The following is a 20,699-nucleotide window of genomic DNA, read 5'->3' as shown; positions in this document are numbered from 1 at the left end:
GTTCGGGCGGCCGGGCAGGCGTGGAGCGGGGCCTTGCCATTTCGCGCCCCCTGCGCGGTGAGCAGCCAGGGGGGCGGGCCCTCCCTGCGGGGAGGGAGCCAGTCGGGGGATGGAATGCCCAATCTCTCCCGAGGAGGAGACGGCATGGTCCTGCCCGGCAAGGGTATGAGTTGGAAGGAGTTCTTCGTATCCCTCAAGGACGAGTGGGGGCGAGACAACATCAGCAACGTCGCGGGCGCGCTGACGTTCTCCGCCATCATGGCGCTGTTCCCATTCCTGCTGTTCCTCGTGTCGCTGGCGGGTGTGCTCATCGATCCGCACCAGGCGCAGCAGCTCATCCAGGAGCTGTCGAAGGTGGCGCCGCAGGAGGTGACGAAGATCCTGGGCGAGCGGCTGGAGGCACTGGCGAACAGCAATCCGGTGGGCCTGCTGACGGTCGGTGGCGTGGGCGCCATCTGGGCGGCGTCGGGCGGTGTGGTGGCGCTGATGGAGGCGCTCAACACGGTCTACGGCGTGACGGACAAGCGCCCGTTCTGGAAGAAGCGCGGCATCGCGCTGCTGACGACGTTGGGCACGGCCGTCACGGTGGTGTTGGCGGCCATCGTGGCCATCGCGTCACCGGCCATCGCGAACAAGCTGGGCGAGCCGTTCACCGGCATCGTGCTGTGGTTGCGCATGCCGGTGGCCGGCATCCTGATGATGCTGCTCCTGGCGGTGCTGTACTACGTGCTGCCGGACGTGAAGCAGAAGTTCAAGTTCATCACGCCGGGGTCGGTGGTGAGCGTGATCATCTGGGTGCTCGCGTCGTGGGGCTTCTCGAAGTACGTGTCGAACTTCGGCTCGTATGACGTGAACTACGGCGCCATCGGCGGTGTCATCGTGATGCTGCTGTGGATGCAGATCTCCTGCATGGTCGTGTTGCTGGGGGCGGAGATCAACGGCGTCCTGGAGCACAAGTCGCCGGACGGGAAGTCGCCGGGACAGCGCGACCCGAATGCTCTGGGACCGAACGTGACGAAGACGGAGGCGGAGGAGAAGGGCGCGAACCTGCCCGGCGCCACGGACTTCCGGCCCATCCCTCCGCAGCCTCAATACGAGAGCCGCCCGGTGGCGCTGAGCAAGACGCCGCTGGCCGCCGCGGCGAAGTGGGCCGCGGGCGTGGGCCTGGGCGTGTTCCTGATGCGCCGCAAGTCCGCGGCGCGGTAGCGCAGGGGGATGTTCCCACGGCGGGCGGTCCTCGGAAGGGGGCCGCCCGCCGGTGTTTCACTCCGGTGAATAGCTGTGGGTCAGGTCGATGACGAGCGTCTTCACGACGGGTGGGATGGCGAGCTCGATGCGGCCCAGGTTCAGGTCGGCGGGGGTGACCTGGTAGGAGAGGCCGCCGAACTCGTCATCGAAGGTGAAGTCGTCGTTGTCGAAGACGGAGAGCTGGAGGGGATGGCGCAGGAGGTTGGACGTGATGACCGTGCAGCTCCCGCTGCGCCACTCGGGCTCCCAGTCCTCATCCTCCTCGGTGCGCGAGCGCCCGGAGGCGGAGGGGCAGTCCATCTCCACGACGACGTCGGGCGGCGAGCCATCGGAGTCCCAGTCCTCGCCCGTGTCCGGGTCGACGTCCGCGATGACGGCGTAGCGGGGCTGCACGCGGGTCCGCATCACGCCCGTGTAGCAGGCGCGCTGATCGAGCCGACAGACGCTCCCCTCCGCGCAGGCTTCACAGGTGCCGCCATTGGGACCGCATTCCGAGTCGCCGCGATAGCGGACGCACTCGTTGTTCGCGGAGCAGCACCCGTCCGCGCAGTTCTCCGGGGAGCAGTCATAGGGACCGCAGGCGGGAAGGCAGAGGACGCACGCCAGGGTCAGCAGGAGGACGCAGGGGAGTTTCATGGGGGCCGCGAAGAGTATCAGAGGGGTGGGCCGTTCGCGGTGGCCGCGGCCATGATGAAGCGCGGGAGCAGCTCCTTCAGGGCGAAGCTGGCGCTACGCGACCGCCTTCTGGTTGGGCTCGTGCTGCTCCTCATCGAGGAGCGCAAGCGACTTGCGGTACTCCGCCGCCTCCGCGAGCCGCGTCAGTTCGAACTCACCGTGGTGCTTGCGCACGGCTTCCGCGATCTCATCCAGGCTGACTCGGAAGAACTCCTTGCGCTCGTTGATGCGGTTGACGCGCCGGTTCGCGAAGGTCTTGTGCAGGGCGTTCTCCAGGGCTGGAGCATCCGAAGTTCGGATGATGGCGTGGACATCGAACTCGAAGGGCACCGAGGCATCTCCCAGTTCATCGATGCGATCCTGGGGAACCAGCCGCCGGGTCATTCCCAGCTTGAATACGCCCTCTCCGAAGGAGCCAATGTTGGAGATGACGTAGACGTGCCCCGTCCTCGTGAGCTGGGCCTGGGAGATGGCCCGCTGTTTCTCCAGATCTTCCGCCACCCGGCGCTCCAGCTCCGCGATGCGCTCTATCAGCTTCTGCTGCTCTGAACCCTTGGCCTGCTCGTAGTCCGCTCTTGCCTTCGCCAGGGCCTCGGCGTCGCGCCTTGCCTCGCGTTCCGCCTCCAGCTTCGCCTTCTCCAGCTCACGCTGCGCAGCCTCTTCTTCACGCATCTGCTCGCGGATGCGGCGCTGCTCATCCCGTTCCTGCTGCACCTTCTCCGCGTACTCATAGGCGAGCATCAGCTCCTCGACCTTGAGCTTGACGTAGCGCCTGGCGATGACGCACTGCTGGATTTCCGCGAGGCCATTGATGGCGGCAGCGGCCTTCTCGATGCGCGTCTCCATGGCCTTCACGTTCTTGTAGGAAACCTTCGCGACACATGCGTCTGCCTCGCCATTGAAGGCGCGGAGCATCAGCTTCAGTGTCCGGTCGATCTGCTTCTTGCCCTCCGCCTTGCTCCCATTCACCTCCCACTGAATGGAGCACGTGGCGGCTTCCTTGTTCTTCAGCATCTGCTTCTGGGATTCACGGACCTTCTCCATCCGGTCCTCGTATTCCTTCACGGACGAGAGCGCGTACACCGGCTTGTAGAAGCCGAAGGAGAGCAGGACCTCTTCTTCCTCCAGGGCCTTCAACTCTGCCTTCAGCCGGGCAATGCCGGCCTCCAGGCTGGTCCTCTCGGTGTTCGCTTGCTTTCGGCGAGCCTCCGCATCCTCCATGGCGCGCGTCGCGCTTTGCGTCGTCCGGGTCGTCTCTTCGCGGATCCGGTTCAACTCCGCCTTCGCGCGGCTCTGTTCCGCCGCGATGGCCTGTTCCACGTCCGCCTTGGCTCGCGCGAGCTCGGTTTCCACCCGCTTTCGTTCGGCCGCCAACGCGCTGTCCACCTCGCTCCGCGCCCTGGTCAGCTCATCCTGGACCCGCTTCTGCTCCGTGGCCATCGTGGCGTTCGCGTCCGTGCGGGCTTTCGTCAGCTCCTCAGCGACCCGGCGCCGTTCGGCCTCCAGGTCCAGGATGGGTTTGAAGCGCTCCTGCACGGCCTTCAGCCGGCTTCGCGCCTGAAGCCACAGCGCCAGGAGCAGCAGGCACAGCACGCTCAGTCCAAAGGTGATGATCGGGATCATGGATGTCTCCTGCTCAGGCGCTGACGGCGCGCATCTGGTTCTCCGCCGGCGGCTCTTCACGCGTCACAGCTGGAAGCTCCGCTGCTGCCTCTTCCCGCAGCAGTGTTTCGACGCGCGCGACGATCCGGGCGACCTCTTCCGAAGGCGAGCGGAACCAATCCGTGGACCAGATGCGGTGAAGGTTCCACCCCAGGCCCTTCAGCACTTGATCCCGCAACCGGTCCCGGTCACGCGCGGACCGGGACGAGTGATACCGCTCACCGTCACACTCGACGCCAAGGATGTAACGGCCCGGTTGCCGGGGATGCCGGAGGGCCAGGTCGACGAAGTACCCGGCGACGCCCACTTGTGGAACCACCTCGAAGCCCCGCGACGCGAGCGCCTTCGCGACGGCGATCTCGAAGTCGGAGTCCGGGGGGCGGCCGCTCCCAACACCATGGGCCACCTCCTTGCCCATGGCTGCGAACAGATAGTTCTGGAGGACGCGCATCCCGCGGGGACTGCTTTCCTGGACCTTAAGATCTGAAGGATCGAACGAAGCGAATACCCTCAGGGAGCATCGCGCCCGCGTGAAGAGGACGTTCAGGCGTCGGTACCCGTCCGCCTGGTTGATGGGCCCGAAGTTCATGCGGAATTGCTTTTGCTGGTTCCGACCGAACGTGACCGACACGAAGATGGCGTCGCGCTCGTCGCCCTGGACGTTCTCCAGGTTCTTCACGTCGAAGGGCATGGGGGACTTCTCCCACTTCGCCAGGAAGGCCCGCAGGGCCGCGTCCGTCTTCTCCTCGGCCGTCACCAGGTCGTCGATGAGGTCGCGCTGCTTCGAGTTCAATGTGACGACGAGAAGGCTCTGCTCGGGGCGCGTGCGTGCGTGTTCCTTCACCTTGGCCAGCACCTCGCGGGCTTCGGGAACGTTTCGATTGGATTCGTAGAGCCCTGCTTCCACCTTGTGGAATTGGAGGCCCAGCCCCTCCAACTGATCGCCAGGAGCGGGGAAGGTGATGAGGTCGCCGTTGTAGAACTCCCGGTTGCTGAAGGCGATGAGCGAAGGGTGGCGGGAGCGGTAGTGCCAGCGCAACATGCGCATGGGGAACCGCTCCGCTGCCGCCGTGAGGATGCTTTCTGAATCCTCCAGGAAGGACGGGCCCTGGACCTCGTCGCTTTCCGCGTCTCCGGGGTCGATGTCCTCCTGCTCCACCTGGGCGAAGAAGCTGGTGGGAGGGAGTTGCTCCGGGTCCCCTACCACGACCAGCTGGCGCCCTCGCGCGATGGCTCCCAATGCATCCTCGGGGCGCATCTGGCTGGCTTCATCCATCACCACCAGATCGAAGGTCAGCTGTCCAGCAGGCAGATACTGGGCGACGGACTGCGGCCCCATCATGAAGCAGGGCATCAACGTCTGAAGTGCATTGCCGGCGCGAGCCACCAGCTCACGGATGGGGAGGTGGCGCTGCTTCTTTCCCAGCTCGTGCTTGAGCAGGTGGGTCTCCGTCATGGCCGCCACCTTCGCTGAGGACACGCCGGGAGGAACCGGACGCCGGCTGAGTTGACGTGCCAGGTAGCGGCCCTGCTTTTCGATGCAATGCGTGTCCAGGCGCGCGAACTCCTCGCGCTGGGAGGCGTGGACCGCGCCCGTGAACTGGTCGAGCTCTGGCTGGTCACGCAGGATGGCTTCCGCCAGGGAGCGGAAGAAGACGGCATCAAAGGCGGCGAGCAGCCGAGCTGGCTCCAGGGCAGGTCGGGTATCGACGCGTTCCAGGAAGCCAGCGGTGCCCTGCGCCCGTGCGACGGCGCGTCGCTGCCGCTGGTATGCGCACCAGGCTGGGAGCGTCGCGGCCCGCTCGCGAGCCTGACGCAGGCGCATGACCGTCGCTTGGAGCGACTTCTCGGCGACGACATCCTCCCAGGTTCCCGGCGCCATCTTCCCCAGCCCCCACGCCTGAGCGGCGGACTCTTTGTAGGCGATGAGCGCTGCCTCGATCTCGTGCGTGGTGGTGAGCAGCTCAGCCTGTCTCTGCGGCGTGCCCTCTTGCAGCAACCACGCCGCGAGTCCTTCCGGCAGCGGCGCGGCAGCGAGGTCATCGACATGGCGGAGGGCGCTTCGCGGGCCCGCGATCGACGTCGTCCGGCCGCGATATGCCACCCCAGGTAGGGCCGTCGCGGGGACGTGCGCTTCCAACCGGTCCGCGGCTTCGCAGGCTTCGCGCACCCGGCGCAGCTGCCCCTGGAGCTGGGAGAGGGTCTGGGACGGTGGAGCGTCCCCCCGCCGAGCCCAGCTCAGGACCTGACCCAGGTGCTTCAACAGGGCTTCAAGGCTGTCCTGGGCCTTGCCGCAGGGCTCGCTGTTCCAGGGCGCGTGCGGCAGGCCCATGCGAGTCGCGGCGTCCTGCACGGAGGTGCTCACGTCGCGGACCTGGGGCAGTTCATCCGTTCTTGCGCGGACCTTCGCCAGGGCCTCTCGCCAGTGACTCGCGGGCCGCTCCAACACCGCACGGCGGAGCTCTGCGCCTCGCTCCTCCAGAGGCAGGAGCAGCGCGTCGATGGCCCGGTAGGCGTCCAGCCACGAAAGGATCCGGTCGAAGCGGGTATCGACTCCCTGGAAGCGGGCGCCCAGGGCCGCTTTCAAGTTCGCGTCCTCTTGGAACCGCTCCCGGGCCGCGTGATGCGCCAGCAGATCCGTGTAGCCCTGGAGCAACACGGGCCGCGTCGGACGGACTCCGTGGGCCATGGCCTGGAAGTCTCGACGCGCGGCGCGCCATGGACTCGAAAGCCATGGAATGAAGGGCGCTGTCGAGGCCGCGACGGCATGTGCCTTCAGTGTCGCGAGCGGCGGAACGAGCTCGGGCATGAAGCGCACTGCGAGCGCCCGCGACTGCTCCTTCAACGCAGTGCAGGTGCCGTCGGCCTGCCGAAGGGCGTCCTCGGTCTCTCGCTCGATCCAACGCGCGTCCCTCCACTCCAAGGTGGCGTCGTCCAGCGCCGCCATCGTTTCGACGACGCGGACGAAGGTCTGGAGTTGCTGAGGTGTCCAGGGCGTGACGTCGACGTCAAGGCTGGAGGCCACGGCGGCCACGAACCGGCGTCCCTGTGCCAGGGCCCGGGCCGCTGCTTCCACGGCTTCATGCGCGCGGGTCAGGGTGACCAGCGTGGTGTCGGGTGAAAGCAGCCGGAGGGCGATGCTCAGGACGGCTTCCGCTTCGTGCAACGCTGGCGCGGTCAGGTCCTCCTGGGAACGCCAGCCCGCCTCCAGTCCGGCCCACTGAGCCTGGACCGACTCGATGGCATCGAGCAGGGCACGCAATCCCTCGCGTCGCGTGGGGTCGAGCAGGGCAGGGACGAGCTCTGGAGAGGCCTCGGCTGGGAGCGTCGGTAAGACCCGGACGGCGGAGACCAGGGCATCCGCCGCGAGCACGCTCGACCTCGGCGTGACGCCCGTGCGGGCGGTCAAAGCCGCGAGTGCCTTCTCCAGACGCAGCGTGGCTTCCTCCCAGGATGCGACCCGTTGAACAAGTGTCTGGCGATCCTTGTCGGTCAGCGCGTCGTTCGTCACACCCGCCCACGGATGGGTGCTGAGCAGAGGCGCGACGCGGCGGACATCCCCCAGTTGCGCCGCGAGGCCCCGAACCGCATCACGAACCTCCGCCAGGGACGTGGAGGACATCCCTTCGGCGCCCTCGAAGCGCAGGCCATCCAGCTCGACGACGGCGTCTCCCAGTTCCACTTCGGCGCGACTGACCCTCCAGAACACGTCGTGCGGTGACATGCCGAGGGCTCCGAAGGGTTTGTGCATTCGTTCGGAATGCGCGCGCAGGATGCCGGCCGCGCTCGTGAGCTGTTCGGTGAGCGGGCGGGGAGCGCTCGCATTCGCATCCAGGTTGAGCCTTCGGCGCAGGTCCTCCATGAACTGCTGCTTCTGGGTCTTGTGGCTGTGCAGCTCCAGGCAGAACTCGCCCAGCCCCGCCTGTTGGAGCCGGCGTGAGACGACCTCCAGCGCCGCCAGTTTCTGGGTGACGAACAGCACGGTCTTACCCGCCGCCAGCGCCGCGCCAATGAGGTTGGTGATGGTCTGCGACTTCCCGGTGCCTGGCGGACCCTGCACCACCAGGTTCTCACCTCGAAGCACGTCCACCAGAACGCTGTGCTGGCTGCTGTCCGCGTCCGCGATAAGCGGTGGAGGAGCAAGCTCCGGCGCGTCCAGGTCATAGACCTCGCTGCGACGTTCCCGGAGGGGCGCGCCGCCTCCGCTCGGCCCGTTCGCTTGTCCCAGGCCGCCCATCAACGTCTGGACGAGCGGGTTCGCCAGCAGGGGACTGTTCTGTGGCCATCGGGCGGGCTCCAGGTCTCGCCACATCAGGAGTCGTCCGAAGGACAGCAACGTCAGGGTGACCTGTCGCTCCAGGCCCCATCCGGGGCGCAGGCCTTTCAGCAGCACCGTCACCTTCTCGAAGTAGGCCTCCAGCCCTTCCTCGGCGGAGAAGGCGGGCAGCGCGATGCCGAACTCCTGTCTCAGCTTCTCCTGAAGGGTGAGGTTCAGCTCGATGGACTCGCCTTCGTTGTAGTCCACCTCGTAGGCATGGACCTGCGTGTCCGGGTGAGCCTGGCCGCGCTTGAGGCTCACCGGCATGAGCACAAGGGGCGCGCTGCGGGGTTTCTCTTGCCGCGAGTCGCCGGACTCGTACCAGCGCAGGAATCCGAAGGAAATGTGGAGCAGGTTCGCCCCTGTCTCCTGGATGGCTGTCTGTGCGAGGCCCTGGAGTCGGTGCAGGTGGCTCTCCAGGTCCTCCGGGAAGTACAGCGTCTGTAGATGACGGTCCTGGTGCTTGCGAGGACTGGTGCCGCTTTCGGTGGAGATCGCCTGGGGCAGCTCATACCGGGTATCGATGCCCAGGCGTTTAGCCTGTTGAAGCAGCAGCTTCTGCCGTGAGTCCTTGCTGCTGCTCTCCTCCGTCATCGAGAACACCACGGTTGCATCGGTGGGGTCGGACTCCTCCTTCTTGGGTGATGTCTCCGGAGGTGGCACCGGGAGGAACGTGAGCGCGCGGTGGTTGCTCAGCCGCTCGAAGACGACGCCCGGAAGTTCATCCACGATGCGCAGCGACGTCCTGGCCGTGTGCTTGAAGTTGAGGAGCCGGTTGGTCGCGCTCAGATCCAGCAGCCGGGTGCGTTGCCGCTGAAGCTCTTTCAGCAGGACCGAGTCTTGCGGATTCATGGATGTGTTCGCCCCCCGGGTCGTCATGGGTGGGACGACCTAGCACTCCAGGTTGTGGCCCATTCCAAGCGACGTGGGCATCCCCCGTGAGGGTGATTGACACCCGCACGAAAACGCCGCCTCGCTTCCGGAGGACCGGAAACGGGCGGCGTTCGCACTGCCTTGCTGTGTGTCGTGCTGACTACCGGCGCTTCAGCGCCGCGTCCGCATGCTTCTCCATGAACTCGGAGTAGGGGCCGTTGAAGTCGAGCACGTCCTTGCCCGCCTCCAGGCTCCAGATGCGGGTCGCGACCTCGGAGATGAGCTCCTGGTCGTGCGTCACGCAGATGACCGTGCCCTCGAACCTCGCCAGGCCTTCCGCCAGCGCCGCGATGGACTCCAGGTCCAGGTGGTTCGTCGGCTCGTCCAGGATCAACACGTTGTCCTGCATGATCATCAGCTTGGACAACAGCACGCGCACCGTCTCACCACCGGAGAGCGTGTCCGTGTTCTTCATCCGCTCCTCACCCGAGAAGAGCATCCGGCCCAGCACGCCGGAGATCTCCTCGTTGGTCAGCTTCTCGCTGATCTCCCGGAGGTAGCCGAAGCACGTCGTCCCCTTGTGGATGACGCCGTGGTGGTCCTGCGGCAGGTAGCCCACCGACGCCTGGTGCCCCCAGGTGATGCTCCCCGCGTCCGGCTCCAGCTTGCCCGCCAGCATCTTCACCAGCGTCGACTTGCCCACGCCGTTGCGGCCAATCACGCAGATGCGCTCGCCCTTGCACACCAGGCCCGTGAACGGCTTGATGACCGGCACCCCGTCAAAGGACTTCTGCAGCCCCTCGAACATCAGCGTCTGCCGCCCGCTCGCCACCTTCTGGTCGAACCGGATGAACGGCCGCGCGATGTTCGAGCGCTTCAGGTCCTCCGTCTTCAGCTTCTCGATCTGCTTGATGCGGCTCTGCACCTGCGACGCGCGCGTACCCGCGTGGAAGCGCGCCACGAAGTCCTGCAGCTGGGCGATCTTCTTCTTCTTCTCCGCCGTCTCGGACTCGACCCGGCTGCGCAGCTGCGACTTCTGCCGGACCATGTCGTCGTAACCACCCGTGTACTGGATGATGGTCTCGTAATCGATGTCCGCGATGTGCGTGCAGATGGCGTTCAGGAAGTGCCGGTCGTGGCTGATGGTGATCAGCGTGCCCTCGTACACGTGGAGGAAGTTCTCCAGCCAGCGGATGGAGTCGATGTCCAGGTTGTTCGTGGGCTCGTCGAGCAGCAGCCCCTCCGGCTTGCCGAACAGCGCCTGCGCGAGCAGCACCCGCAGCTTCAGGCCGCCCGTGAGCTGGCGCATGGGCCCTTCGTGGAAGGACTCCTCGATGCCCAGGCCTGACAGCAGCGTCGCCGCGTCGCTCTCCGCGGAGTAGCCGTCCTCCTCCGCGATGACGCCCTCCAGCTCACCCAGCCGGTTGCCGTCCTCCTCGGTGATGTCGGCCTTGGCGAGCAGCTTGTTCTTCTCGTCCATCGCCGCCCACAGGTGGCGGTTGCCCATCAACACCACGTCCAGGACGCGGTCGTTCTCGTAGCGGAAGTGGTCCTGGCGCAGGATGCCCAGCTTGCGCGGGCGGATGACCTCGCCCATGTCCTGCTCCTCGTCCCCCGCGAGGATCTTCATGAACGTGGACTTGCCGGCCCCGTTCGGACCGGTCAGGCCGTAGCGGCGGCCCGGCGAGAAGGCGACGTTGACCTCCTCGAAAAGCTTCTTGGGCCCATAGGCCTTGGAGACGTTGATGACGTTGAACATGGCGGCGGCTTGTAACGGAAATGGCGCGGCGACCCAAGACGCGCGGTAGATCGAAGCCCGGCGGCGTACCGGAGGACCCAATGTAACCGCCGGCGCGCCCCGGAAATGCCGGCTTCCACTCCTCGCCATCCCCCCGCCCCCGGGGGCCGGGTAGGGAAACCGGGGCCTCCCGAGGGAGCCGGGCGGGGCCCCGGGCCTCCTGGTGACCGGGCGGGCGACCCCCAGGAAGCGGGTGCCCCCGGACGGGCGGGCTGGGTATAAGGCCCGACAATGGCCGTCCGCTTCGAGCTCCTCAACACCGACCCCACCGGCGCCCGCACGGGCATCCTGCACACCCGCAAGGGGTCCTTCCCCACGCCGATGTTCATGCCGGTGGCCACCCACGCCGGCTTCCGCCACCTCGCCATGGAGGAGGTGAAGGAGACGGGGGCCAAGGTCCTCCTCGCCAACACCTACCACCTCATGCTCCGGCCCGGCCCGGAGGTGTTCGAGCGCTTCGGCGGCATCCACCCCTTCATGGGCTGGGACGGCGCCGTGCTCACGGACTCGGGCGGGTTCCAGATCTTCTCCCTGCCGGAGGACCGGCTCATCACGGAGAAGGGCGCGCACTTCCGCAGCTTCTACGACAACAGCCGCCGGCTCCTGAGCCCCGAGTCCAGCATCGCCATGCAGCAGGCGATCAACTCGGAGATCATGATGGTGCTGGACGTGTGCATCGACTCGCGCACGGACGAGGCCGGCACCCGCGAGGCCATGGAGCGCACCCACCGCTGGGCCGTGCGCAGCCTCGCCGCGAAGGAGGCGCGCCCCACGGGCCAGGCGCTGTTCGGCATCGTCCAGGGCGGCGTGCACCCGGCCCTGCGCGACGAGAGCGCCGCGTTCCTCACGAAGCTGCCCTTCGACGGGTTCGCCATCGGTGGGCTGGCGGTGGGCGAGACCAAGGTCGAGCGCGACACGATGACCGAGCGCGCCACCGCGTCCCTGCCGCAGGACAAGCCTCGCTACCTGATGGGCGTGGGCACGCCCACGGACCTGCTGGAGGCGGTGCTGCGCGGCGTGGACATGTTCGACTGCATCATCCCCACGAAGATGGCGCAGCAGGGCTACGCGTACACGTTCCAGGGCCTGGTGCGCATCTCCCGCACCGCGTACCGCCTGGAGGACGGGCCGCTCGACCCCGAGTGCGACTGCTACGTGTGCAAGAAGTACTCGCGCGGCTACCTCCAGCACCTGATGCGCGGCAAGCACCACCTGGGCTCGCGCTTCCTGTCCGTGCACAACGTGCGGCACTACCAGAGGCTCATGGAGCGCGTGCGCGAAGGCATCCTGCGCAACGGCTATGCGCAGACGTACCGCGAGCTCAAGGCGGCCATCGCCACGCCCAAGGACCTGAAGGACGAGGCCGCGGCCACCGCCGCCACCCTGAAGGACGTGGGCTGAAGTCCGGGCGCGTGTCCCTCCGCCCGCCCTGCGGCCGGGTTGCGCCCCGGACCTCGTGAAGGGCGGTGCGGCGGGACGGGACGGGTTAGCCTGCGGTGCCTCCCGCCTCATGGACCCGCGCGTCGCCACCCTCCTGAGTCACGTCCGCGCGAGCGCGGAGAACCGGCCCGGCGTGTATCGGTTCTTCGGGCCCGCCGGAGAGCTGCTCTACGTGGGCAAGTCCGTGCGCGTGCGCACGCGGCTCCTGTCGTACTTCCGCGCGGAGGAGGGCGAGAAGGCCTGGGAGATCGTCGCCCAGGCGCACCAGGTGGAGTGGGAGTACACGGCCAGCGAGTTCGCGGCGCTCCTCCGCGAGTTCCGGCTCATCAAGAGCCACCGGCCCCGCTACAACGTGGAGCACAAGCGCGACCGCGCGCACTGCTTCCTCCAGCTCACGCGCGAGGCCGTGCCCCGGCTGCGCGTGGTGGGGCAGCCCGGCGGCGGCGGGAGCGCGGAGTACTTCGGGCCCTTCCACGGCCGGCACACCCTGGCGGACGTGGTGCGCGCGGTGAATGATCTGCTGGAGCTGCGCGACTGCCCGTCCGAGACGCCCATGCGGCTGGCGGATCAGATCCAGCTCTTCCCCCTGAAGGACGACCCTCGGTGCATGCGCGGGCAGACGGCGCGGTGCCTCTCCCCGTGCGCGGGCGGGTGCACGGCGGCGGAGTACCTGGCGCAGGTCGCGCTGGCTCGGGCGTTCCTCAACGGCGAGTCGGACCGGCCGCTGGTCATCCTCCGCGAGCGCATGGCCATGGCGGCGCGGCGCCTCCAGTTCGAATACGCGGCGGAGCTGCGCGACCGCGCGGAGCGGCTGGAGAACGTGCAGGCGTGGATCGTCGAGCTGGGCCGCACGCTGCGACGCCTGTCGCTGGTCTACACGGTGCGCGGACACGGCGGCGAGGACCGCGTGTATGTGCTCCGGCGGGGACGCATCCGCGCGGAGGCGCCCGCGCCCCGAACGCCGAAGCAGCACGCGGCGCTGGAGGCTCGGGTGCGGGACATCTTCGCCGTGCCGGAGCCGGAGGCGATGGGCCTTCGCGCGCAGGAGGCCCAGGAGCTGATGCTCGTCGCCAAGTGGTTCCGCCTGCACCCGGACGAACTGGAGTCGACGGTGCCGGTCCCCTCGCGGGCCGGGAGCGAGGAGGTCTCGGAGGCCCGGGCCGCGCTCGCTCGCACGCTGGAGCGCACCGTGGAGGGCCCGGACGAGCCGGAGCCCGACGGCGCCGCCGACTCAGCGTAGGCCCGTGGGACGGAGCGACACCGTCGTCAGCGGCGCTGGAGCCCGCCCGCGGCATCGCGTGGAATGACCGGGGGTGATGACGCCGGACATCACCCCACCAACGGCAGTCATCAGCGGCGCGGGCCTTCGCTGACGAGGGCGGGCCCATGAGCCCTGGAAACACAGGGGTTTGGCGTTCACCCCATGCCCCCGAGCGTTGGCACACGACGTGCTCATGGGTCAGGCATCCCCGCGGTTCCTTCGAGGCCCTGTCCCATGGCGATCTCCTCCCTGTCGCGTCCGTCCTCCAGCCCGTGCGCGAAGTCCCCTTCCGATGTCGCGCAGGCCCCGCGGAACGTCGTGGTGAAGGTCGTCAGCCCGGACGGCTCGCCGGTGAAGACGGTGGACTCCGCGAAGCAGCCCAAGGAGTTCGCCGCGCTGCTGAAGGAGCTGGGCCTGACGAAGGAGTCCCTGCTGAAGGGCGAGGGCGCGAAGGCCCAGGGCCCGAAGCCCACCAACACGCAGAGCTTCCAGCAGCGCTGGAACCGCGACAGCTTCGAGCCGTCCAAGGCCCAGGCCCAGAAGGCGCAGCCCTCGCCGGCCCCGGCTCCCGCTCCCGCCCAGTCGCAGCCCACGCAGGCGCAGGGCGCGAAGGGCCCGTCCTCCGGCAAGAGCGCGGAGCAGGTGGCCCAGGACATCGCGAAGGACGCCACGTCCTGGAACTACGACTACTCGGGCGGCAAGACGTGGGACGCCGCCATGAACAACGCCAGCAACTTCGACGCGTCCAAGTCCGGCGTCTGCGTGGACATGGCCATCGAGGCCGAGCAGCGCTTCGAGCAGGCCGGCGTGGACGCGCGCGTCGTCTTCGGCAAGACGGACCGGGGCGACCATGCGTGGGTGGAGTTCAAGGATGACAAGGGCCAGTACCAGGCCTTCGACCCCACCGCCGCGGCCTGCACCAAGAAGGCCGACGAGGCCATCACCCCCTACGACGGCAGCGCCTACAAGTACCAGGGCATCACCGAGACCCACCAGGCCGTCGCCTGAGGTCCCCTCCGCGGAGCTGCCGTCGCCCGTCGCGACGACGTGGAGCCCCGCTACCGGAGGTTGCGGATGACGCGGCAGGGGTTGCCCGCGGCGAAGACCGCCGGGGGAATGTCCCGCGTCACCACGCTGCCCGCGCCGATGGTGGTCCCCTCGCCGATGGTGACGCCCGGGCAGATGATGGACCCGCCGCCAATCCACACCTTGGCGCCGAGGGTGATGGGCCGGCCTGGCTCCGGGCCCGCTCGGCCACCCGTTGCGGGTCGGCGGCGACGTACAGCTCGCCCGCGAGCATCTTCTCTTTCTCCGTTCGTGCCATGCCCGGGAAGGTAGTCACGCCCCGACGGCGTGTGAGTGAACAGCCCGTGCCGTGTCCGCCTGGACACGGATGACACTGGACGGCCCGGCCAGCGAGGATGCCGCCCATGAGGATCGAGCGGGTCGAGGAGACGCTGGAGCGCATCCGGCGCGAGGTGGAGCGGACGCCGGACGGCGTGCTGGCCTTCGACGGGGACGGGACGCTCTGGAGCGGGGACGTGGGCGATGACCTGTTCCTGGCCCTGCTGGAGCACGGCGGCGTGCGCCCCGAGGCGCGCGTGGCCCTGGAGTCGCTGGGCGCCCGCCATGGCGTGGAGGCCCAGCCGGACGCGGTGACCCTGGCGCACGCGCTCTTCAAGGCGTTCGAGGCCGGGCGGCTGCCGGAGAAGGACACCTACGAGATGATGGCGTGGATCTTCGCCGGCTGGCACGCGGAGGAGCTGCGCCACTTCGCCCAGGACGTCGTGTCCCGCAGGGGCGTGGCCGGCCGCGTCCACCCGGAGGCCCGCCGCGTGGTGGAGTGGGCCCGGGGGCAGGGCGTGGACTGCTACGTGGTCAGCGCGTCGCCTCGCGCGGTGGTGGAGGCCGCCGTGCGCGAGGTGGGGCTCACGCCGGACTTCGTGCTGGCGTGCACGCCGAAGGAGGAGGGCGGGCGGCTGCTGACGTCCGTCCTCGAGCCCGTGCCCTACGGCCCCGGCAAGGTGAACAGCCTGAGGCAGCGCACGGACCGGCCGCTCTGCGCGGCCTTCGGCGACAACGTGTTCGACCTGGACCTGCTCGCGGCGTCCCGCGTCCCGGTGGCCATCCGGCCCAAGGCCCGCCTGCGCGAGCGCGCGGCCGAGCTCCCGGCGCTGGTGCAGCTGCACCCCGAAGAGGCGTGACGCGGAACGGGCGTGGAGGAGGCCCCCCACGCCCGCCTCATCTGCGCGGCCATGCGCCGCTTCGTGGGGGGATCCACGAAGCGGCGTCACCTCGATGCTCGCGGGGCTCAGCTCCCCGTCACGGGGATGAACTCCACGCGGCGGTTGTCGCTGCGGCCCTCCGGCGTCTCGTTGGACACGCGCGGACGGTCGGGGCCGTAGCCCTTCGCCTCCAGCCGCGAGCCCGCGATGCCCTTCTGGATGAGGTACGCGCGCACGCGGTCCGCGCGCTGCTGGCTCAGCGTGCGGTTGGCGTCCTCCGGACCGCTGTTGTCCGTGTGGCCCTCGATCCGGATGTGCAGCTCCGGGTTCGCCTTCAGGTACGCGGCGATGTCATCCAGCTGCTGCCGCTCGCGCTCCTGGAGCTCCGACTGGTTCACCGGGAACTGGACGATGTGCTCCAGCGGCGACTTCGTCTCGGCGGGCTTCTCCTCCGGAGGCTGGGGCTGTTCCTTCGCGGGGCAGCCGCGCTCGGAGGCGGGGCCAGCCTCGTTCGGGCAGGCGTCGTCCTTGTCCGGCACGCCGTCGCCATCCGAGTCCTTCACGGGGCAGCCGCGCTCGGAGGCGGGGCCAGCCTCGTTCGGGCAGGCGTCCTCGTCGTCGCGAACGCCGTCGTTGTCCGCGTCCGGCGCCGGGCAGCCGTGGTCGCGCGCCGCTCCCGCCTGCGTCGGGCACTGGTCCTCGCGGTCCGGCACGCCATCGCCATCCGAGTCCTTGTCCGGGCAGCCGCCGTTCTCCGCCGTGCCCGCCTCCAGCGGGCAGCGGTCGTCCTTGTTGGCCACGCCGTCGCCGTCGTCGTCCTCGTTCGGGCACTGCTCGGGCGTGTGGCTGCGGCCGGTGCGGCACTTGTCCGCGGGCTCGGGCTCGTTCGCGTACGCGATGCCCGCGCCCAGCCGGAACGACGGCGTGCCCGGGATGTCCGTGAAGCCATGTCCCGCGAGCGCGAACGCCTCGAAGCCGGCGCCCACCGGCAGCCGCACGCCGCCCAGCAGCTCCAGCGCCAGGTCCGACTCCACCAGCGACTCGGCGGCCTGCAGCGCCACTTCACCGCGCAGCCCCTTGCCGCGCGTGGCCACCACGACGCCCTGCTCCAGCTCGGTGCCGAAGTCGCGGCCCGGCTCGACCTCCTTCGAGCGGATCCGCACGCCCGCGTTGGCGCCCAGCACCACGGGCCCCACCTCGCGGCTCACCGACACGCGGGGCGCCACCTGGAACCCGGCCCAGCCCGCCTGCCGGCCGAACGCGTCCGCCGTGCCGCCGGGCAGCCCGATGTCCAGGCCCAGGCCCAGGAACACCGGCGCGCCTTCCTCGCGCCGCAGCAGCTCGTAGCGCACGCCCAGCTCCGGCGTGCCCAGGCCGAACGAGTCCGGCTCGCTCACGCCCACCAGCTGCTCCGCGCCATGGCCGCCCTGCGCGATGATGACGGGCAGCTTCGCGGAGAACTCCAACCGGTCCACCGGCGACCACGCGCCGGCCAGCCAGCCCGCGGTGCGGTAGTGGAGGACGGAGCGCTCCAGCCCGTCATCGCCCTGGAGCAGCAGGATGCCGCGCTCGTAGTTGACCATGAGGAGCAGGCGGTAGCCGCCCTCGGGAAGCACGCGGCCGGTGTCCACGAACATCGAGTCCGTCGCCGCGGGCTGGAAGCGCAGGCGCTCCAGGTCCATGGGGACGATGGGGCGGGGGGTGGTCTGCCCGAACGCGGCGGGGGTGACGGCGGTGGCCAGCAGCGCGGCCAGCGCCCAGCTCTGGGTCTTCATGCGCAAGGCGGAGTCCATTCGAGAAAAGAGGGAGCGCATGTCTCAGTTCCCCCGGGCCGGGTGCTGACGACGGCGCGAGCCGCCCCAGGCCGCGAGCGCGGCGAGGAGGGCGAGCGCGGAGGACGTGCCGCCAGCGCTGTCACAGCCGCCTCCGGCGATCTCCACGACCTGGGCCTGGACGCGGACCTGGAACGTGCACTGCGCGGTGTTGCCCGCGTCATCCGTGGCGGTGACGGTGACGTCCGTCGCTCCCGGCGGGAACGTGCTGCCCGACGCGGGCGAGGACGTCACGGTCGGGTTGGCCGTCACCGCGTCCGTGGCGGTGGGCTCGAACGTCACCGGCTCGTTCCGCGCCGCCGTGGTGTTCGCGGGGCAGGTGAGCGCGGGCGGCGTGGTGTCCTGCACCGTCACCAGGAACGTGCAGGTGAGGCCGGTGGAGGTCGCCGTCACGGTCGTGGCGCCGAGCGGGAAGCGGGAGCCCGACGCCTGCGAGTAGCTCACCGGGAGCCCCGCCGGCTCCAGCACCGCCGGGTCGTAGGTCACGACGGCGCCGTCCGCGCCGGTCGCCTCCACGGTGACGTCCGCGGGGCAGGTGAGGGTGGGGGCCGCGCCATCCACCACGGTGAGGCTGACGGTCGCGACGTTGCTGTCGTCGGCGCAGTCGCGCACGCGGTAGGTGAAGCTGTCCGTCCCCACGTAGCCCGGCGCGGGCGTGTACGTGAGCGCGGGCGGCGTGCCGGTCAGCGTGCCGTGCTGCGGCTGGGTGACGACGGTCCAGCTCAACACCTGGCCGGCGTCCGGATCCGTTCCGGCCAGCGTCAGCGCCACGGCCGTGTCCTTGCCCGTGGTGGCGGCCTGGTCCTGCGCTGCTGGAGGCTGGTTGGCGACGACGGTCACCATGCGGCCCCCGGAGATGGCGTTGGCGAAGACGGAGAGCCCGTAGGTGCCCAGCGGCGTTCCGGCGGGGACGGTCACCGTCGCGCGCGTGGCCGAGGTGTCGCTGCTGGGGAGCGTCCACAGACGACCGCCCTCCGCGGCGCGCAGCCGCACCAGGGGGAAGTCGGTGGAAGAGTCGGAGTAGGTGCCGCTGCCGCCGCCGGAGATGCCCCGGAACAGGAGGCCCTCCAGGACGGTGGGGCAGGCGGCGACGAGGGTCGCCGGGCTCGTCACGGTGGGCCGCCACGCGGGCGGCGCGCCGCTCTCGTTGAACAGCTCCGCGGTGGGGGCGGCCGTGCCTCCTGCCAGGAGCAGCTCCCCTGACGGGAGCGCGACGCTGAAGAGCCCGCCCTGGGTGGTGGGATCCGCGACCGTGGTCCAGCGACCCAGCATGGGGTCGTAGGCCTCCGCCGTCGTGGCGTAGTCACTATTGGTGGTGATGCCGCCCGTCGCCAGCACCTTGCCGGAGGGCAGCAGCGCGGCGGAGTGCAGCCAGCGCGGCTGCGCGAGCGCGCCCACGGTGGTCCAGGTGTTGGTGCCCGGGGTGTAGAGCTCCGTGGACGTGAGCTCCGTGGCGGCCGCGATGCCGCCCGCCGCGAGCACCTGTCCCGACGGCAGCAGCGTCAGCGACAGCTCGTCGCGGGCGTCCGCGAGGTTGGCCGCCGACGTCCAGGTGTTGGTGGCGGGGTCGTACAGCTCCGCCGAAGCCAGCGCCGTGCCGCTGCCGTTGTGGCCTCCAGCGACGAGCACCCGCCCGTCCTGAAGCAGCACGGCGCGATGCCCCGCGCGCGCTGCGACGAGCGAGCCGGCGGCCGCCCACGTATCCGTGTCCGGGGCATAGACCTCCGCGGTGCCGAGCACCGTGGTGTTGGTCTGGCCGCCGACGACGAGCACCCGCCCATCCGGCAGGAGCGTGGCGGTGTGAAGGTGCCGCGGCTCCAGGAGCGACGCCGTGGCGAGCCACGCGTTGGTGGTGGGGTCGAAGCGCTGCACGCTTGGCGTCGAGGTGCTCACGTTGCGGCCGCCGGCGATCAGGACCTGTCCGGAGGGCAGGAGCGTGGCGGTGGCGCGCTCGCGCGGCACGTCGAGGTCGGGCAGGGGGGCCCACGTGTTGGCCGCGCGGTCATACAGCTCCGCCGCGGGTGACGACGTGAAGGCGCCGCGGCCGCCCGCCACGAGCACCTTGCCCGAGGGCAGGAGCGCCACCGCAGAGTCGGTGCGGGGCGTGCCCATGTTGCCGGCTGGGGACCACTGGCTCACGGCGGGGTCATAGACCTCCGTCGATGCGAAGAACGTCGTGGAGGGGGACAGGCTGAAGCCACCCGTGATGAACACCTTGCCGGTGGGCAGCAGCGTCGCGGTGTGGTTCTCGCGGCCCACGCTCATCGCGCCCGCGGCGGTCCAGGTGCCGGTGGCGGGATCGTAGATTTCGGCCTCGGCCTGCGCGGGTGAGCCGCTGACGGCGCCGCCGGTGACGAGGACGCGGCCGTCGGGCAGCAGCGTGGTCTGGTGGCCGGCGCGGGGGAACGCGAGGCTGCCGGTCGCGGTCCAGGTGTTGGCGACCGGGTCGTAGAGCTCCGACTGGGTCGTCACGCCGCCCGAGGCGAAGCCGCCGGCGACGAGCACGCGGCCGTCGGGGAGCAGGGTGCTGGAGGCGTAGTGCCGGGGCACGAGCGGGGGCGCGGCGGCGGACCAGGTGCCGGTCGCCGGGTCATAGAGCTCCGCGTCGGCGACCTCGTCGCTCCCGCTGAAGCCGCTCACCGCGAGCACCCGCCCGTCACGCAGCCGCGTCGCCACGTGCGCGCCGCGGCCCAGGGTCATGGCGCCCGTGAGGGTGAAGGTGTTCGTCGCGGGGTCATAGAGCTCCGCGGTCGTGAGGCGGACGCCCCCGGCGCTGGTGCCGCCCGCGACGAGGACCTGCCCCGAGTCCAGCAGCGTGACCGTGGGGATGAGGCGGCTCGCGGACATGTCGCCGGAGTCGGACCAGGTGCCGGTCGCGGGATCGTAGACGCGGCCGGTCAGCGAGCCGTCGTTCAGGACCAGGACCTTGCCGGTGGGCAGGAGGATGGCCTCGGTGACGTTGCCCTGGATGCCCGGGGTCCCCGCGGGGCTCCAGGTGTTGGTGGCGGGGTCGTACAGCTCCGCCGTGCCCACGAAGCCGGTGTTGGTGACGCCGTTGACGACCAGCAGCTTCCCATTGGGGAGCAGGACGGCCGCGTGTTGCCCTCGCGACGCCGCCATGGGGGCGGTGGTGTACCAGGCCGGCGCCGTCGCGAGACGGGCGTGCGTGGTGCGGACGTTCGCCGATGCCGGGCGCTCGTTCCCCCCGCAGGACAGAAGGCCCAGGCTCGCGGCGAACACCAGGAGCCTGCTCCAGACAGCGCGTTGTGACCGCATCGAAGAAACCCCGATCCGCGAGGGCAGGCACGACCACGACCGTCGGCCCGCCGCTCGACGTGAACACTCCGGGTACGCGGATTATCAGCGC

Annotated in this window: 11 protein-coding genes and 1 pseudogene; 5 read left to right on the top strand and 7 right to left on the bottom strand. The window is 69.7% G+C overall.

Annotated features, from left to right (window positions below; translation table 11 throughout):
* The first annotated feature begins 144 nt into the window (after positions 1-144).
* A complete protein-coding gene (locus U8525_RS14320; RefSeq protein WP_374265842.1) occupies positions 145-1,206 on the top strand; it encodes a YihY/virulence factor BrkB family protein in 1,062 nt (353 codons plus the stop codon).
* 57 nt (positions 1,207-1,263) lie between these two features.
* On the opposite strand, the gene U8525_RS14315 is transcribed toward U8525_RS14320, so the two are convergent.
* From U8525_RS14315 to U8525_RS14300, 4 genes are all read right to left on the bottom strand, one after another.
* A complete protein-coding gene (locus tag U8525_RS14315) occupies positions 1,264-1,884 on the bottom strand; it encodes a hypothetical protein (protein WP_374265840.1) in 621 nt (206 codons plus the stop codon).
* 93 nt (positions 1,885-1,977) lie between these two features.
* Positions 1,978-3,546, bottom strand: a complete 1,569-nt coding sequence (locus U8525_RS14310) for a DUF4041 domain-containing protein (protein ID WP_374265838.1) — start codon at positions 3,544-3,546, stop codon at positions 1,978-1,980.
* A 13-nt stretch (positions 3,547-3,559) separates the two neighbouring features.
* Complete coding sequence (locus tag U8525_RS14305) at positions 3,560-8,755, bottom strand: DUF4011 domain-containing protein (protein ID WP_374265836.1); 5,196 nt, start codon at positions 8,753-8,755, stop codon at positions 3,560-3,562.
* A 181-nt stretch (positions 8,756-8,936) separates the two neighbouring features.
* Positions 8,937-10,535 carry an ABC-F family ATP-binding cassette domain-containing protein gene (locus tag U8525_RS14300; RefSeq protein ID WP_374265834.1) on the bottom strand — a complete coding sequence of 533 codons (1,599 nt, stop codon included), beginning with the start codon at positions 10,533-10,535 and terminating at the stop codon, positions 8,937-8,939.
* Positions 10,536-10,805: 270 nt separating this feature from the next.
* Between U8525_RS14300 and tgt the strand changes: the two genes are divergently transcribed.
* From tgt to U8525_RS14285, 3 genes are all read left to right on the top strand, one after another.
* Positions 10,806-11,975, top strand: coding sequence for a tRNA guanosine(34) transglycosylase Tgt (gene tgt, locus U8525_RS14295; protein ID WP_374265832.1), 1,170 nt, complete (start codon positions 10,806-10,808; stop codon positions 11,973-11,975).
* 109 nt (positions 11,976-12,084) lie between these two features.
* Positions 12,085-13,254 (top strand): nuclease, encoded by a 1,170-nt coding sequence (locus U8525_RS14290; protein WP_374265830.1) that lies wholly within the window; start codon positions 12,085-12,087, stop codon positions 13,252-13,254.
* A gap of 255 nt (positions 13,255-13,509) precedes the next feature.
* Complete coding sequence (locus U8525_RS14285) at positions 13,510-14,283, top strand: transglutaminase-like domain-containing protein (RefSeq protein WP_374265829.1); 774 nt, start codon at positions 13,510-13,512, stop codon at positions 14,281-14,283.
* A 50-nt stretch (positions 14,284-14,333) separates the two neighbouring features.
* Here the strand turns inward: U8525_RS14285 and U8525_RS14280 are convergent.
* Positions 14,334-14,504 (bottom strand): annotated as a pseudogene (locus U8525_RS14280) (DapH/DapD/GlmU-related protein); the annotation flags it as partial.
* Positions 14,505-14,705: 201 nt separating this feature from the next.
* Between U8525_RS14280 and U8525_RS14275 the strand changes: the two are divergent.
* Entirely contained in the window at positions 14,706-15,479 is a 774-nt protein-coding gene (locus U8525_RS14275) for an HAD family hydrolase (RefSeq protein WP_374265827.1), read from the top strand.
* A gap of 107 nt (positions 15,480-15,586) precedes the next feature.
* Here U8525_RS14275 and U8525_RS14270 read toward each other — a convergent pair whose 3' ends face one another.
* Entirely contained in the window at positions 15,587-17,275 is a 1,689-nt protein-coding gene (locus U8525_RS14270) for an OmpA family protein (protein WP_374265825.1), read from the bottom strand.
* A 42-nt stretch (positions 17,276-17,317) separates the two neighbouring features.
* Positions 17,318-20,572, bottom strand: coding sequence for a kelch repeat-containing protein (locus U8525_RS14265; protein WP_374265823.1), 3,255 nt, complete (start codon positions 20,570-20,572; stop codon positions 17,318-17,320).
* Positions 20,573-20,699: the final 127 nt, after the last annotated feature.

The sequence above is a fragment of the Corallococcus sp. RDP092CA genome (genome assembly GCF_041903675.1).
In the GTDB taxonomy this organism is placed as follows: Bacteria; Myxococcota; Myxococcia; order Myxococcales; family Myxococcaceae; genus Corallococcus.
This window is presented reverse-complemented; position numbering and strand designations above follow the sequence as displayed.

Excerpts from the sequence above, each read along its gene's own strand:
- U8525_RS14310 (WP_374265838.1), bottom strand. The coding sequence starts at position 3,546 with ATGATCCCGATCATCACCTTTGGACTGAGCGTGCTGTGCCTGCTGCTC.
- U8525_RS14275 (WP_374265827.1), top strand. The coding sequence starts at position 14,706 with ATGAGGATCGAGCGGGTCGAGGAGACGCTGGAGCGCATCCGGCGCGAG.
- tgt (WP_374265832.1), top strand. The coding sequence starts at position 10,806 with ATGGCCGTCCGCTTCGAGCTCCTCAACACCGACCCCACCGGCGCCCGC.
- U8525_RS14285 (WP_374265829.1), top strand. The coding sequence starts at position 13,510 with ATGGCGATCTCCTCCCTGTCGCGTCCGTCCTCCAGCCCGTGCGCGAAG.
- U8525_RS14320 (WP_374265842.1), top strand. The coding sequence starts at position 145 with ATGGTCCTGCCCGGCAAGGGTATGAGTTGGAAGGAGTTCTTCGTATCC.
- U8525_RS14290 (WP_374265830.1), top strand. The coding sequence starts at position 12,085 with ATGGACCCGCGCGTCGCCACCCTCCTGAGTCACGTCCGCGCGAGCGCG.
- U8525_RS14270 (WP_374265825.1), bottom strand. The coding sequence starts at position 17,275 with ATGAAGACCCAGAGCTGGGCGCTGGCCGCGCTGCTGGCCACCGCCGTC.
- U8525_RS14315 (WP_374265840.1), bottom strand. The coding sequence starts at position 1,884 with ATGAAACTCCCCTGCGTCCTCCTGCTGACCCTGGCGTGCGTCCTCTGC.
- U8525_RS14305 (WP_374265836.1), bottom strand. The coding sequence starts at position 8,755 with ATGAATCCGCAAGACTCGGTCCTGCTGAAAGAGCTTCAGCGGCAACGC.
- U8525_RS14300 (WP_374265834.1), bottom strand. The coding sequence starts at position 10,535 with ATGTTCAACGTCATCAACGTCTCCAAGGCCTATGGGCCCAAGAAGCTT.